Source organism: Bacillus timonensis (genome assembly GCF_004799755.1).
Classification (GTDB): domain Bacteria; phylum Bacillota; class Bacilli; order Bacillales; family Bacillaceae_L; genus Ferdinandcohnia; species Ferdinandcohnia timonensis_A.
Genome location: NZ_SLUB01000040.1, coordinates 1 through 14471, shown reverse-complemented (window position 1 = coordinate 14471; position 14471 = coordinate 1). Strand labels below are relative to the sequence as shown.

Sequence of the window (14471 nt, the reverse complement as noted above, 5' to 3'; positions counted from 1 at the left end):
CAAGAAACGAAAAAAGAGATTAAAGAAAACATAAATAAGCCCCTATGGCTTTCGCTTAAGGGGTACTCAATAAAGATTCCATTTCTTCTTCAGTTATAAATTTCCATTTTATATCTTTCCAAACATCTTTATCCATCGCTTCAATAAGTTGGTCGATTTCATCATAACTAAACTTAATAGCATGTTCGTTCATGTATCCCACCAAACCTTTCCCTACATAATTCGGCTAAGCTTATCTTGGTTTGAGGGTCAAGTTCATAAAAAATTTTTGGAGGATATTATATGAAAAACACCCAGTCTATAAAATTTCGAAACTTTGCCATCACCGAATGTAAGGGCTCTAGTAGATTATATGAATTTCTTTCCTTAAAAATTACCGAGGATGACGACATTCTTGAATTAGCTTCTCATGCAAGGGAAGGACAGCCCTCACCCAATCTTTTATTTGGTGCGGTTCATTATCTTTTATTAAAAGGAAAGGACCATCCTCTTAAAGAGTATTATCCTAGCATTGTGAGCAATCCTCGGAAAGTGGAGGAATCCTTTTTACCTTTTAAAGAATTTTGTGTTCAATATTCTGATGAGATTATCCGGCTTTTACAGGATAAATTGGTTCAAACAAATGAGGTTAGGCGTTGTTCCTATCTCTTCCCTAGCTTTCAATTTATTTACGATCTTGTAAAGAAGCCAATAGCGTTAATTGAAATTGGGACGAGCGCTGGGGTGCAGCTGTTATGGGATCAATACAGCTATTCCTATGGAGCAAATAACGTTTACGGCAATATGGATTCTGCACTACATATTTGCGCTGAGATTAGGGGTGTAAAAACGCCGCATCTACAGGATTTCATTCCTCCAGTGGCTGCTCGTATTGGCATCGATCTTCATCCTATTGATGTAAGAGATGATGACAATGCCCTTTGGCTGAAAGCTCTTATTTGGCCTGAACATCATGAAAGACGTGAACTTTTTCAAAAAGCGGCAGAATGTGTAAAGGTAAATGAGTTACATTTGATTGAAGGAAATGGAGTTGAGCTACTACGGGAACTGGCAGAAGAAATTCCAAAGGAGTACGCAATATGTGTATTTCACACTCATGTAGCAAACCAAATGCCAACGGATGTGAAAACGAGCTTGCTAGATCAGGTTCAGCAAATTGGTTCCGAACGCGAGATTTTCCATCTGTATAACAATATTCAAGACCGCGACCTCCATCTCGATTATTATTTGGATGGAAAAGAATATAAACATGTCGTCGCTGAAACCGAAGGACATGGGAGATGGTTTACATGGAAGTTGTAAACGTTTTGAAGGCATTTGGGAGTTTACCAAATGCCTTTTGTTTGGACCGTTATTTTACCTCTAGTATTATATAAGTCCCTGCTTTAAAGCGGTATTTTATATCATACCTTTCACCCACTTTAAACCGCGAACAAAATTCCTCTGCTTTTTCTTTGCTTTCGTCAAAATACTGGAACATAGTATATGGGTCATTGACTTTGCATGCGTATAGTCTATCTTTATTTTTTTCGTTTGTAACAGCTGTTTCCTCAACTAAAATAGAACTTTCTTTTTCATAGGAAGGACGTAGTTTATTGGATACCATGGCACCTATAATGATAAGAAGCCCAATGATCCCGATTACCAATGCCTTCTTTTTATCTTTCTGCACCATGAACATAAAGATTGCACAGCCTACCGCCCCAATACCAATTGCATACAAGGCTATTAAAAGTAAATACAAAAAATCATCCCCCTTTATTTTTTATAAACTCTAAATGACTCAGCAATTTTGATGATTTCTTCTCTTGGGATTGGTTCTTTTCGGATTGATTTATCTTTGTTTTCGGCAATTAAGTTCAAATGATAGTTAACACCCTCATCTGTCCAATACATCATTTGAGCATTTCCATTAAACATGTAATAGGCAATGATTCCATTTTTCAACTCGACAGGTTCGTATCCTTTCGTATCAACTTCTTCAGCAGTGCTATCTGAAAGAATTAGATGAATACCCTTAAAAGGCTCCTCGTTTGAAAGATAGCTTATGTTGTGGACATACAGTTTTGGATCTACAGGCTCAAGTGGCGCGGGGTCTCCTTCACCATTTCCAAAATCCTTAGGACCTAAATATTGTTGGAAATATTCAACTTCAATAATTTCAAATGGTGCATACGTTGGAAGTTTAATCTTTCTTTCAATCTCTTGAAGTTCCTTTATTTCCACGATATGTTCTTCAGCTAAAAAAGCTTGGTGTGAGAATGAGTTTTGTGGCAAGGTCCAAATGAAAAAGGCTAACAGTGCAACCGCTACGAGACTCCCAATTGTGGGTAACGCCCATTTCATATTTTTCCATGTCTTTTGTACAGGATGTTCCTCGTAGTTCATTAATCGATCATGTATCCTTCTCTTGTTTTCAAGCCCAAGTGTTGCTGTTGGCATCGATCGTAATTGATTTTCCAAATGATCATTCATGTGTAGCACCTCCCACACGTTGCTGCAGGGCCATTTTGGCTCGATGATAGGTTGATCGCGTTTTGTTTTCGCTCCATTGCAGGATTTCAGCCGTTTCCTGAACCGAAAATCCCTTTACTCCCCTTAACACAATCACATCACGATAACTAGATTTTAAGGATTGAATGGCCTCATATAGCAATCTATTTTCTTCTGATAAATGAAGAAGCTGCTCTGGTGTTTGATCTATTTTTGGTTCGTGACTGGAATCAAAAGACAGCATCGTTCTCCATTTGTTTCGATTTCTCCTTCTGATTTCATCAATTGCGATGTTCCTGGCAATGCTGTAAAGCCAAGTTCTTGGATTAGAGTTCCCTTTAAAAGTATGAAGACCTTTCATCGCCTTTATAAAAACCTCCTGGACCAAGTCTTCCACATCTGCTTTTCCTACTCGATACAACAGGAAATTGTAGATGTCATCGCTATATTGATGGAACCAATCTGAGATAATTTCTTTCTCTCTCATATCCAAATTTTCTCCTCAAATTATTTTGTCATCTATACCATTTGACGTTTTCTTCTCGAAATTATCGCACTTTTTCAGAAAAAATATAAAAAAGGAGCCGTTTCAAAAGAAAAGGACCCCTACTCTAAGCTAGGATTATCTAACCAACATCACGATAAATGGTAGTAAGAGCGTGACGACTAAGGATTGTATAAACGTTAGAATGATATCCTTCTTCCACGGATTGCTTTTTGGATAGCGATTATTGATCCGCTGAAAAACAAGAAACACGCCCCACCAAATCAGCAACATATAAATGACGGTATTTATGCTATCGTAAAACAATTTCGTAACTCCCCCTTTTCCACTAGAAGACTGTCTGTATTTTTATTCCATTATCCCACATTTTCAAAAAACTTGAAATTCATAAAAAATATCCCAGTGTCAGATGGTAAAATAGAGTTAGAGATTTTTAGAATGGGGGTTTTTATTTGAAGGAAAAACTATTCTGGGCGGGTATTTTTGTTATCATCCTTAGCTACATCGGAAATTATATTTATTTTCATACTAAGCAGTTGGATGCACCAATATTTTTGGAGCATTTTTATGAACTCACTATGAATGAAGAAGACGAGACGACACTTCCTTTCTATTATTTAACGAATAAGTCGGACCAATCAGATGTCAATTTTGTACGAATTGATGGAGTAGAAGCCTATGCTGAATCAAATGCAGATTTCATGTGGGAGACGCAGGCACCTCAATTTGAACAAGAATATACTCACCATTATTTAAAATCTGTCTATGTTTCACTACCGCCTGAGTTTGAGGGTGATGGTCCTCTATCGTTTTCAGAAATGGAGGTTCATTTTTCAGATGGTAAAACGGTTCAAGCGAATATCGGTAAGGTCATTCTTCATAAAAGTATGGAGAATCCAAATGTGTTAGAGACTCGAATTGGTTCGAGCAGTAATCAGCATCGTGAAGAAAAATCAATGGTTGCTTTACAGCCCATCGCGATTGAGAAAATTGAGATTCCTTTTGCCAGTGATTTATCTGATGACATTCTGATGAAGGTTGATCTTGATCAAGATAGATTGAATGAACTTGAAAAACTCATGACTGGTGCTAATCCACCAACTTGGTTTGATGAGGAACGAGATAAGGAATGGAGTGACTTGCCTGGTGTTTTACTAAATGAGGACTTACTCCCGCTTAATCTCAAACAAAATGAATGGATTCGTTTCATGATGCAGTTCAACCCTGAACGGGATAGCTATTTCCAATTTAGTATCAAACTTTTTGGAACAACAGAATCAGGTGAAAAATTCGTAAGGGAGCTCCCGATTAATGATCAGCCCGATCTAGACCAGGAGGCCATTAATCGAATCATCAAAGCAAAAGAGAGCGGTGAGACCAATGAATTTTAAGCGAGTATTTTGGGGATATCTTTTTATTTTACTAGAAATCCATTTGTTTGTTGTTGATATTTTACCAGAACCGATCGGATATTACCTTATTTTTTCAGGAATAGCCGCGATACCTGTTGAAAACCGAATTGGTAACAAACTGAAAAAGCTGTTAATTGGGCTTATTATTATCAGCATTCCGACTGTGTTTATCCAGCAAAATGCGCCTGAATCCAATGTTGGCATTTCTCTTTTGGACTACTATACATCATTACTCGAAATTTTAAAATTGGTACTTGTTTTCTTTGTATTTCAATTGGTTATGGAGGTTGTCAAAGCAACCGATGATGAATTTTTAGCCCGACGAAGCGTGCAAACATTTAAGATTTATATGACAGTCATGCTGCTCATCACGCTTTCACATACCTTTGCGATGAATCTTTCGAGTAATGTTATGGCAGGATACTTATTTTTCACGATTCCAGTAGGTCTCATCATGGAGATTATGTTTCTAGTGCTTTTATGGAAGTTGCATAAGCATGAGGGGTTTAATAATGTTTAATAGGTGGAAAACACTAAAATTTACCGCAATACACCAATAAGCCCTAATGTATTGCGGCATTTTCTGATTAGGAACTATTAGATTTTCCAATTCCATTTAAAGAAAAGAAAAATAAAATGTACGATCGTCGCGAATATAATTACCGGTATAATCGGTTGCCAATACAATTTCCCTTCATAAATCAAATTTATGACCAAAAGAATTCCGATTCCTACTATCAGATTCATGATGTATTCCTTTAGCCTCAACGCCTCTGCCTTTTCTCTGAAAAATGCACGCCAAGTTTTCTTTTTATTTTCTCTCAACAAGACTAAACCCCAATCCAGTTGGATCGACTAAATACGCTAAATAAAACTCATCAAATTCCATCTTTTCACGGACAATCAACGCTCCATTTTCGACTGCTTTGGTGATCAAATCATCAATCGAATCAACTTCAAACTGAATTCTGGTTCCGTGCGGATAATCATGGGGACCTTTGCTTATACCGCCTTGAATTTCTGCTGGACCCGAGTTTTAATGGGCCAAAACCCCCAATTCGGCTCTCCCATTTCCCATCCAAAAACAGCTGAATAGAATTGAACTGCTTTTTCAGGGTCTTGACTGCTCATTTCAAAGCCTACAACTCTTGCCATTTTCATCACTCCCTTAATTCAATTTCCAAATTGCCTTTGTATACCCTATTCTCATGCCTACTCGTTCCATGTTGTTTTGGCTGACTGAACCAAATCTTGCCTGACCAACAAGTAAGCTACAATCTTGTTCCATTGCATTTTGCATTCGTCGCTTAATTAGTGCCGTTTGAATACCTGAATTACGATATTCCGGTAACGTCGTTGCCGATGCAAGGGTTCCAATACCGTTTTTGGTAAATAAAACCCCAATTCCAGCAGGTTTATTTTCAATACTTGCAAGATAGAATGTCCAATTTTCTTGGTCGTAAAGAATTTGATTGTTTTGAGCGACCCCATCTTTTAAAAATGAAGGCATCCCAAAGCCCTTTGTATAAATTTCAGCGAACAGATCAAATTCATCTTTTCCTAACTCAGTGATCGTGATTTTTGAAGAGTTTTCAGATTCTGGTATTGGATAGAGATCTGAATAAAGGGTTGTGTGAAAGTCATGATGATACAAGCCTTTGTTACTTAGGTACGTCAGTAATTCCGAAGAAACATGACCAGGTGTAAGTTCAAATCGAACCGGAATGTCCTTTTGTTTGTATAAGTGGAGGATTGGTTCGATGAATTTTTCATCTCCATCTGATAAGCCCTTTACCGTATTGAATGAGGGCCCCGGAATATTCTTAACTGAAAAGGCTGTTGCCTTTCCAAACTGTTTAATTTCGACGCCCATCGGATTTCCTTCGATTGCTTGGATTGCCGTTAGTCTTGATTTCAGCACCTCAATTTCAGAGGTTTCTAAGGCTTGAGCTAATTTTTTTGTGACGACCATTTTGGCACTTCCTTTTTTGAGGGTCTTATGAAACTTCAAAATAATGATGAACGTTGTGTCAAAAAATTGTTTTAAAATCAATCCCTGTGGGCTCACCAAGATACCTAATCATAAAAGAAATTGTGAACCCACTATGTTTCTAATCATTAATCGGCAGCCTTTCTGCATACATAGATCATCTGGTGGCTATTCGGGGTTAGCGGTGTTTCGTTCCAATCCTTGTAAACTCCTACTATCTCAAATCCTATTCCTTTTAGAAGCCTGTCCATTTCTTGTGGGAACACATATCGCAATTTGATATTGGTTTTCTTTTCATCCATCGTTTTTCCACTATCAGCTTTTTGTCTTCTTATGGTTATATAATGTTGGACCTGCTGCATCGTATCATAGTTACTTATCGTGTACACATCTACTGTTTTTCCGGTTTCATCCTTGTAACTTCTCCAATATTCTTCAGTAGACGGTTGAAGCAATTCATCTGGACTTGGAAATCTCGTACCGAAGATGAAAATTCCCTCTTTTTCAAGATGCTTATAAACGGATTGTAGCAGTTGGTCTTGAGCTTCATTCGTAAGAAAATGCTGAAAAGAATTTCCTACCATATAAATGAACGGACTCTTTACACCTAATTGAAGTTTTGTGCAATCCTGTTCAATCCACTCTATGCTTAGATTCGTATTTTCTGTTTTTCTTTTTGCATGAGTAAGCATGCCATTATGTATATCTACCCCAATAAGGGAGTATCCCTCTTGTGCTAGGGGGATTGTTGCTCGACCTGTTCCACACGCTAAATCAATAATTGGACCTGTCACTTTTGCAGCCCATTTTTGTAAAAACGTAACGTCCTCTTGGAAATGATCGTTTTCTTGGTCATAAAGGACCGGTTCCTCGTACTCTTCAAAATTGTCAAATTGGTTCATTATTTTCCCCTTACTTCAAATGCTTCTCTATAATAATCCTTGCTCTCTCATCCAAATTGCTTGGAATTTCTTCTTTTGAAAAATATCTAAGGTCTAAGCTTTCATCATCATTCGCTTGTAAGCTACCACTTATTTCACTTGCTATAAATAACACGATAACATTATAGACTTCATCGCCATTTGGGTATTTAAAGTAAAATTCCTTCCCGGATAAAGTATCAATATGTTTATATATTTCTGCAACCAGTCCTGTTTCTTCGAATAATTCTCTTTTTGCTGTCTCCTCAAGGCTTTCTCCAGGCTCCATTGCACCACCTGGTAAACCCCATTCCAATGTATCTGACCGGTGCTGTAAAAGGATTTTATCTTCTCGATTTTTTACGATTATTGTAGATCCAACTAAAATGAAAGGTCTATTTCCAATTAATTCTCTGATCTCTCTTGTGTAATCTCCCATACGTCACCCCTTGCACAACTAATCTCTATACTATTTTCCACATAAAGGTAGTAATTTCCTTCTAAACTTGTAAGCAAACCTGTGATTTATGGTAATATTAAAAAGGGAATTCTATCTTGAAATTGAAAGGCTTGGTTTTTGTGGTAAAAACAAAGAAAAAACGGGTGTTAACAGAAATTAAACAACTTTTTATGATTACCATTGGGGCTCTTATTGCGGGCTTCGGGTTAGAACTATTTTTAGTACCAAATAATATTTTGGATGGTGGGGTTATTGGTCTTTCCATCATTGCATCAAAGATATTTGGTGTTCCGATGAGTATCTTTCTGATTGTTTTAAATATCCCGTTCCTGTTTCTTGGCTATCGAAAAATGGGAACAAAGTTTACTCTACATACATTATTTGGTGTTTTAGTTTTGTCAGCATTTACTGCATATTTGCATCATTTTGAACCAGTAACGAATGATTTATTTTTAGCAACGGTGATTGGTGCGGTTATTTTAGGAACAGGTGTCGGGTTAGTCATTCGGACTGGTGGGGCACTGGATGGTACTGAAATTTTAGCCATCATTGTAAGTAAGAAACGGCCAGTGTCTGTAGGACAAACGGTTATGATCATGAACGTGTTTATTTTTATCCTTGCTGCTTTACTTGTATTTAGCTGGGAAACAGCGATGTACTCCATTATTACTTACTATATCGCGTTTAAAATGATTGATATTGTGGTTGAAGGTATCGAAGAATTAAAATCAGTAACAATTATTTCAGATACACCTGATGAGCTTGCTACTGAATTGAATAAGGTTTTGGGTCGTGGGATTACCTTTATTCATGGTGAAGGGGCCTACACAAATGAACCTAGAAAAATTATCTATACCATTGTTAGCCGGATTGAACTCTCCACCCTAAGGGAAATTGCACATGAAATAGACCCAAGTGCCTTAATTGCAATTGAAAATATGGCAGATGTAACGGGTAGTAATTTTGGAAACGGTGAGGGACATTAAAAAGTGCAGAGGTTTTAACCTCTGCACTTTTTTAATTTGTAATAGATTCTATTTCTGTCCTAGTCTTCATATATATGTCCAAAAGCCTTAAAGGACGGATATCATGAAAAGTACTGAATATGGGACAATCCACATCTCAAGAATTGCCTTTATGTTTATCTTTGCGGTATTCATATGCTTCATAGCTGCTTCTAGCATATCCTCTGTCAACAAAGAATGGATAAATGTTCAACAATTTGATAGTAACATTCGAACTCTTCCGAACGAAGCTTTTGTTAAATTGCTTGAATTTGAGAATGCGTATTTCGGACAAACCTTAAGTGAAGAACAAGAATCCATCACCAAAATGTTGGTAGAATCAACGCTTCAATTTAAGTATGGTGATTTACGCAGTTTTTTCGGTAATGAACTCCCTGGATTATCGATGTACCATACGGAAATTCTGATTTCGAGGGATGGCACAGATTATACCAATCTTCCATACGAATCAGCGCCTCCTCTGGATGTTTTACTTCAAGAAAGGGAAATGGCACAGAAGGAGTTGGAAGAACTAAATAGGGAAAATCCGAAAACACCGCCAGTCAATCTAGCTACCAATAAAAAGGTGTTCATTTATCACTCTCATAGTTATGAATCCTACCTGCCTCTTCTTGGGCTTACAGGCGACCCTGATATGAATAAAGCCGTTGACTCTAAAACAAACATTACACTTGTTGGCGACCTTCTTGGGAAGGAGCTAGAAAAATACGGAATCGGTTCAGTTGTTGATACTACGAATATTGGACAGGAATTGAAGAAAAAAGGCTGGGATACCACCCAATCTTATGCAATCTCACGCGGAATCGTTCAATCGGCAATGGCAAGTAACTCTGATATTGACTTTTTAATCGACTTGCACCGTGATAGTATGCGAAAAGATGTGACATCAGTTACCATCAACAATAAACCATATGCAAAAGTCTTTTTTGTAGTGGGAAAAGCAAGTAGTCATTTTGAACAAAGTTATGCATTAGCTGAATCCCTAGACATGGCAATCGAATCGCAGTTTCCAGGAATCAGTCGAGGTGTGGTTGCGAAGGGACTGAATCAAGGAAATGGGGTATATAATCAAGATTTAGCAGAGAACTCCATTCTCATTGAAATCGGTGGAGTCGATAATGATATGAAGGAATTAAAAAATACGGTTGAGGCACTTGCGAAAGTGATTAGTGAACACATCATCGATGCCGAAAAAGTGAATGCCTCTCATGAATAAAGAACTGCTCTTTTGGTTGAATTGGTTGTTTGCCTCAACCCTGATTTGCTTTTTTTACTTGCCCTTCGGTTACACCCTTGCGGCGTTTCTGACTGGGATTGTTATGTGCTGCAAGGCTTTAATTAAACAATCGATTGCGGAAAATAAAAAACAACGGGGCTAGGGCTTCCGTTGTTTTGTTACTATTTTCGTAAACATTATATCTTCTTAATTGATTAATTCCCACCATCTCGTAATAAAAGAAAAGGTTAACTTAAAAAGAAAAATGAAGATACATACAAAAACAACTTCCACTAAAAAGGTTTTAAAATGCAACTCCTTTTGATCCCACCTTATGAGTGCTAGAGCAAGGACCACCCCAAAATACATCATGTCATTTACCTTTTTCTTTTTCCTGCTTCATTTTTTCATATACTTGCCAATCTACCTCTTTTACTTTTCGAAATTCTCTTCCACATTTTTTACATGCGTAGTTTGGCGGAATTAAAAATGGTAGCCAACAAATAACGAATCCGTATGGAACTAAAAGCAGTAAGATTGCAGCTGGGATTTTGAACATAAAAAAATTCTTTTTCACTAGCATATCTGATTCGCAATGTAGACAAAGCTTCATAGAGTTTCTCCTTATTTATCTACTGTCACCTGCGGACTTTGCGCGATGATGGTAGCTTGTTTTTTTATAATTAAAACAAATAACGTTGCAACAATGCAAAGGACTCCTGCGGATACAAACGTGATGGTGTAGCTATGGAAGACATCATAGAAGTATCCACCTAAATACGCTGCAACACCTGAACCGATTTGGTGCGCTGCAAATACCCATCCATATACAATGGGTCCATTTTCCTTCCCGAAAAAGTCAGCTGCGAGTCTTACCGTTGGTGGCACAGTGGCAATCCAGTCCAGTCCGTAAAATACGGCAAAGGCGATGAGCATTACATAGGATTGCATCTGGAGTGCGTAAGGCAACACAAGTAAGGAGAGACCACGAAGTCCATAAAACCAGAATAATAACCATCTATTATCGAATCGATCAGATAGCCACCCGGCAATCATCGTTCCAATAATATTAAAGATACCCATGAAGGCGAATATACTTGCTGCATGTACCTCGGGAATTCCATGATGGGTTGAGGCTGGAATAAAATGTGTACCTAAAAGTCCTGCCGTGGATAAGCCACAGATGAAGAAACTGCCCGATAATAACCAAAAAGGACCAGAGCGCACCCCAATCCAAAGCACCTCAAATGCTGCTAGAATTGGGTTCTTTTTATTTTCAGTTTTTGTCTCCTCCTTGGTCGCACCGTACGGAAGAAGTCCTTTATCACGCGGATGATCCTTCATCCAGATTAAAACGATCGGCGTGATGAGGAGACCCAGTCCAATAAACACAACCATGCCCACTCGCCAAGAATATTCCTCCGTTAGAAATGATAGGATTGGTAAAAAGATCATTTGCCCCGCTGCAGTTGCGGCCATAAGTAAGCCTAGCACCATTCCACGCTTTTCTTCAAACCATATCGTTGCGATATTGGCGGAAAGTACGGATAAAAACACGCCCGAACCGATGCCAATAACAACTCCCCAGATGAGATGAAGCTGCCAAATCTGTGTCATCAGGAGACTTGCGACTAACCCGATAACTAACAGGACCATCGAATAGGACATGATTTTGCGGACACCTAATCTCTCAAATCCTGCAGCAATGAACGGTCCTGATATACCATAGAGTATGAGGTTAATGGCAAATGAAATGGAAGATCGGCTCCAATCAAATTCTTGTTCAAGCGGAATCAAAATAACTCCTGTTATGGAGCGTATCCCCGCTGCAATTAACACTGCAACAAACGTAATCCAAACCACAACCCAGCCATAATGCATGGTCAGCTCTCCTTCTTGTATTTAAAGATTTTCGTAGATTTCAATCAGGTTGCCGGTTGGGTCTCGGAAATGTGCAACCTTTAGCATCCAGTTCACCTGCTCATGCGGTTTTGTAATGAACTCAAGTTTATCTTTCATTTTTTCATATGTATCCTCAACACTTTTCACTTTAAAAATTAATGTTGTTTTATCTTGATTTTCTACTAGTGGTACATATTCAGAACCAATCGCTGCCACCATTTGCTGTCTTTCAAAAAGACCAAGCTTTACCCCACCGATACCAGTAAAATCAGCATATGTGGAATTCTCGTCTCCCCATGAAACCTCAAAACCAAGTATATCGCGGTAAAATATGAAACATTCTTTATAGTTATCTACTAACAGACGGATATGCGTTAAGTTCATTTGGTTCTCCTCATCTTATAGTTTTACATTCTACAGGTACTTCCCCTTCCTTAATCCATGTTTCAATCATTTTATTGAAAAAGTCGGGCATCGCCATCGAAACCCCGTGGCCCATGTTTGGAATGAGAACACCCTTAGCATTTTGGTTTGCTTTCACGATGTCATTGTCACTGTTTTTATTATAAGTTTTTCGAAAATTTCTGTCTAATCGAAATGTTTGTGGGTTTGGCTAAATTTTTGTCTATTGGTCAGAAATTTAAATTATTGACCGAAATTTTATTTTATTGGCTATAAATTTCATTTTATTAGACATATTTTTAGATTATCGGCCAAATATTGTTCACGTGCCTGAATTTTTACGTATTTCACACAAATTTGAGACTCAATTTTTTAGTTACTGCCACTAGCTAAAATAACCGAATAACCCAATAACCAAAGCCCCAAGGAATCTCCTTGGGGCTCTCAGTTTACTTTACCGGTATCCAAATTTCAGAATAATAATTAGATTCATATACGTTTCCAGCTGGGTACAGTTCGAACTCAGCTGTCCCTGCATACTCATAGCCACTTGACGGGAACCATTCTGAGTAGATTTTTTTCCACGCGTCCTGCATTGCGTTTGGCATTGCGCCATGAACCTCAAATACCGCCCATTTTGATGTTGGAATGTCTAAAACGTCAAACTTACCTGATTCAACATCTACATTTTCCACCGCAACCCAATAATCGATAGCTCTGACGTTTGGCTCACTCACACATACTCCCAATATTCCATTTATTTCACCGTTATTCAGTGGAACTAAGGCATCACAGGTACCGTCAGTATTCACTTCGTCCCATAACTTCGGAATCCTACGGAGATGTTCATCATTAACACATGAAAAATGTCGCTTAACACCTACTGCTTTAAATCCTTCCTTCTCAACAATACGATACTTCACTGGATCTGCTCCTTTCAAATTCACCTGGATAACCAGGCGGCTATATGATTGCAGCTTTCCAATCCCCTTTCGAACGTCGCTTGGCGTAACACCATGCTGTTTTCGAAAAGCTTTTGTAAAAGCCTCGGGAGTGTCGTAGCCATATTTGTAGGCTAGATCAATAATCTTTGTTTCCGTTTTCATTAATTCCTCAGCTGCAAGTGTTAACCGGCGGCGACGGAGGTAATCGCCCACTGTGATATCTGTTAAAATCGAAAACGTGCGTTGAAAATGAAACGGTGATGCATTCGCATGCCCTGCGATTTCCTCGATTGACACATCCTCAAGCAAATAGTCCTCCATAAAATCAATTGCATTTTGTAATGATTCTAGCCAACTCATTCTCCCTCACTCCTTACCTCAATTCTATCTGCCAAACGTTTTTCCATCCTGTCATTTTGTGCTAAGTGAGGACAGATATTTGATAAAAAAACTTCGGGTATCATCGTGAGTGAGTTTGTTCGGCACCTCATTTTTTGTCAACCACTGAAGTTCCGCAATTTCTTCATCCATAGGTAACAAATTCTCTGTAATACCTGTGTATTCAACCAAGAACATCGTCGTCTCCTGACGCTCAAACCCAATTTTCAGTTTGATTTTTTGTGGAAATGAAAAACAAATTTTCTCTTCAAACTGCTTCACAATTAAAAAATCAGTCGAACCTGTTTCTTCTTTAAGTTCGCGGAGCATCGCATGTCGTGAGGATTCATCACTTTCCTCAATTCCACCCTTAATGAAATCCCACTCACCTGGTATTTTTTCAGAACCAACTTTTACTTTATGCACGAGCAGAAATTGATCTTCCTTATAGACAATGGCCCCCACCGCTTGTCTACTCATAGAGATGGGGCTCACTTCCAGCTAAATTCACAAACGGTTCCCCTAATTCACCTGTAAAAGGTGGACCTCCTCCAACCAAAAATAAATGTGTATCTGACATTTTATCTTCCGTCCTTTTTTGAAAATGATAAGATTTATATGTATTTCGATAATGACGACTAAAATCCTTCATAAATTTGAAACGTTTTGTATGACTAGTTTCTCTAACTAATAGATGAAAGGAGCATTCCTGTTAGAAGGATTTTCGGGGACTTGAACAAAAAGAGCCCTCTTGGTATGATGCGGGGTGTCAAATCGCGACGAAATGACCCCTAATTTGTAACCAAGGAGGACTCCATAATGGA

At 38.2% G+C, this 14471-nt stretch carries 18 protein-coding genes and 1 pseudogene; 5 read left to right on the top strand and 14 right to left on the bottom strand.

Going from position 1 to position 14471, the window contains the following annotated elements; genetic code table 11:
* Nucleotides 1-55: 55 nt before the first annotated feature.
* Nucleotides 56-202: a hypothetical protein gene (locus tag E1I69_RS24455; protein WP_161974927.1), complete on the bottom strand. Its 147-nt coding sequence runs from the start codon at nt 200-202 to the stop codon at nt 56-58.
* Between the two features lie 80 nt (nt 203-282).
* Here E1I69_RS24455 and E1I69_RS17580 point away from each other — a divergent pair, with 80 nt between their 5' ends.
* Nucleotides 283-1302, top strand: a complete 1020-nt coding sequence (locus E1I69_RS17580) for a DUF2332 domain-containing protein (protein ID WP_136380866.1) — start codon at nt 283-285, stop codon at nt 1300-1302.
* Between the two features lie 49 nt (nt 1303-1351).
* Here E1I69_RS17580 and E1I69_RS17575 read toward each other — a convergent pair whose 3' ends face one another.
* The 4 genes from E1I69_RS17575 to E1I69_RS17560 form a co-directional block, all read right to left on the bottom strand.
* Entirely contained in the window at nt 1352-1744 is a 393-nt protein-coding gene (locus E1I69_RS17575; RefSeq protein ID WP_136380865.1) for a hypothetical protein, read from the bottom strand.
* Nucleotides 1745-1758: 14 nt separating this feature from the next.
* Nucleotides 1759-2475 carry a hypothetical protein gene (locus E1I69_RS17570; RefSeq protein ID WP_136380864.1) on the bottom strand — a complete coding sequence of 239 codons (717 nt, stop codon included), beginning with the start codon at nt 2473-2475 and terminating at the stop codon, nt 1759-1761.
* Nucleotides 2468-2980 carry an RNA polymerase sigma factor gene (locus tag E1I69_RS17565; protein WP_136380863.1) on the bottom strand — a complete coding sequence of 171 codons (513 nt, stop codon included), beginning with the start codon at nt 2978-2980 and terminating at the stop codon, nt 2468-2470. The genes E1I69_RS17570 and E1I69_RS17565 overlap by 8 nt, the downstream gene beginning before the upstream one ends.
* 135 nt (nt 2981-3115) lie before the next feature.
* Nucleotides 3116-3304 carry a hypothetical protein gene (locus E1I69_RS17560; RefSeq protein ID WP_136380862.1) on the bottom strand — a complete coding sequence of 63 codons (189 nt, stop codon included), beginning with the start codon at nt 3302-3304 and terminating at the stop codon, nt 3116-3118.
* Between the two features lie 146 nt (nt 3305-3450).
* On the opposite strand from E1I69_RS17560, the gene E1I69_RS17555 reads away from it, so the two are divergent.
* Together E1I69_RS17555 and E1I69_RS17550 are read left to right on the top strand one after the other, a co-directional pair.
* Nucleotides 3451-4389, top strand: coding sequence for a hypothetical protein (locus E1I69_RS17555; RefSeq protein ID WP_136380861.1), 939 nt, complete (start codon nt 3451-3453; stop codon nt 4387-4389).
* On the top strand, nt 4379-4930 hold the full coding sequence (locus E1I69_RS17550; RefSeq protein WP_136380860.1) for a hypothetical protein: 552 nt from the start codon (nt 4379-4381) through the stop codon (nt 4928-4930). Before E1I69_RS17555 ends, E1I69_RS17550 begins: the two co-directional genes overlap by 11 nt.
* Nucleotides 4931-5221: 291 nt before the next feature.
* Here the strand turns inward: E1I69_RS17550 and E1I69_RS17545 are convergent.
* From E1I69_RS17545 to E1I69_RS17530, 4 genes and pseudogenes are all read right to left on the bottom strand, one after another.
* A pseudogene (locus tag E1I69_RS17545) lies at nt 5222-5565 on the bottom strand (VOC family protein).
* 13 nt (nt 5566-5578) lie between these two features.
* A complete protein-coding gene (locus E1I69_RS17540; RefSeq protein ID WP_136380859.1) occupies nt 5579-6382 on the bottom strand; it encodes a GNAT family N-acetyltransferase in 804 nt (267 codons plus the stop codon).
* Nucleotides 6383-6528: 146 nt separating this feature from the next.
* Complete coding sequence (locus E1I69_RS17535; RefSeq protein ID WP_136380858.1) at nt 6529-7302, bottom strand: class I SAM-dependent DNA methyltransferase; 774 nt, start codon at nt 7300-7302, stop codon at nt 6529-6531.
* A 10-nt stretch (nt 7303-7312) separates the two neighbouring features.
* Nucleotides 7313-7759, bottom strand: coding sequence for an NUDIX hydrolase (locus E1I69_RS17530; protein WP_136380857.1), 447 nt, complete (start codon nt 7757-7759; stop codon nt 7313-7315).
* Between the two features lie 122 nt (nt 7760-7881).
* Here E1I69_RS17530 and E1I69_RS17525 point away from each other — a divergent pair, with 122 nt between their 5' ends.
* On the top strand, nt 7882-8766 hold the full coding sequence (locus tag E1I69_RS17525) for a YitT family protein (RefSeq protein ID WP_431731890.1): 885 nt from the start codon (nt 7882-7884) through the stop codon (nt 8764-8766).
* Between the two features lie 103 nt (nt 8767-8869).
* Entirely contained in the window at nt 8870-10021 is a 1152-nt protein-coding gene (gene spoIIP, locus E1I69_RS17520; RefSeq protein WP_136380856.1) for a stage II sporulation protein P, read from the top strand.
* 373 nt (nt 10022-10394) lie between these two features.
* On the opposite strand, the gene E1I69_RS17515 is transcribed toward spoIIP, so the two are convergent.
* The 5 genes from E1I69_RS17515 to E1I69_RS17495 form a co-directional block, all read right to left on the bottom strand.
* On the bottom strand, nt 10395-10634 hold the full coding sequence (locus E1I69_RS17515) for a hypothetical protein (protein WP_136380855.1): 240 nt from the start codon (nt 10632-10634) through the stop codon (nt 10395-10397).
* Between the two features lie 11 nt (nt 10635-10645).
* Complete coding sequence (locus E1I69_RS17510) at nt 10646-11902, bottom strand: MFS transporter (protein ID WP_136380854.1); 1257 nt, start codon at nt 11900-11902, stop codon at nt 10646-10648.
* 21 nt (nt 11903-11923) lie between these two features.
* A complete protein-coding gene (locus E1I69_RS17505; protein ID WP_136380853.1) occupies nt 11924-12307 on the bottom strand; it encodes a VOC family protein in 384 nt (127 codons plus the stop codon).
* Between the two features lie 467 nt (nt 12308-12774).
* Nucleotides 12775-13629 carry an AraC family transcriptional regulator gene (locus E1I69_RS17500; RefSeq protein WP_136380852.1) on the bottom strand — a complete coding sequence of 285 codons (855 nt, stop codon included), beginning with the start codon at nt 13627-13629 and terminating at the stop codon, nt 12775-12777.
* A gap of 51 nt (nt 13630-13680) precedes the next feature.
* Entirely contained in the window at nt 13681-14127 is a 447-nt protein-coding gene (locus E1I69_RS17495) for an NUDIX hydrolase (protein ID WP_136380851.1), read from the bottom strand.
* Between the last annotated feature and the right edge of the window lie 344 nt (nt 14128-14471).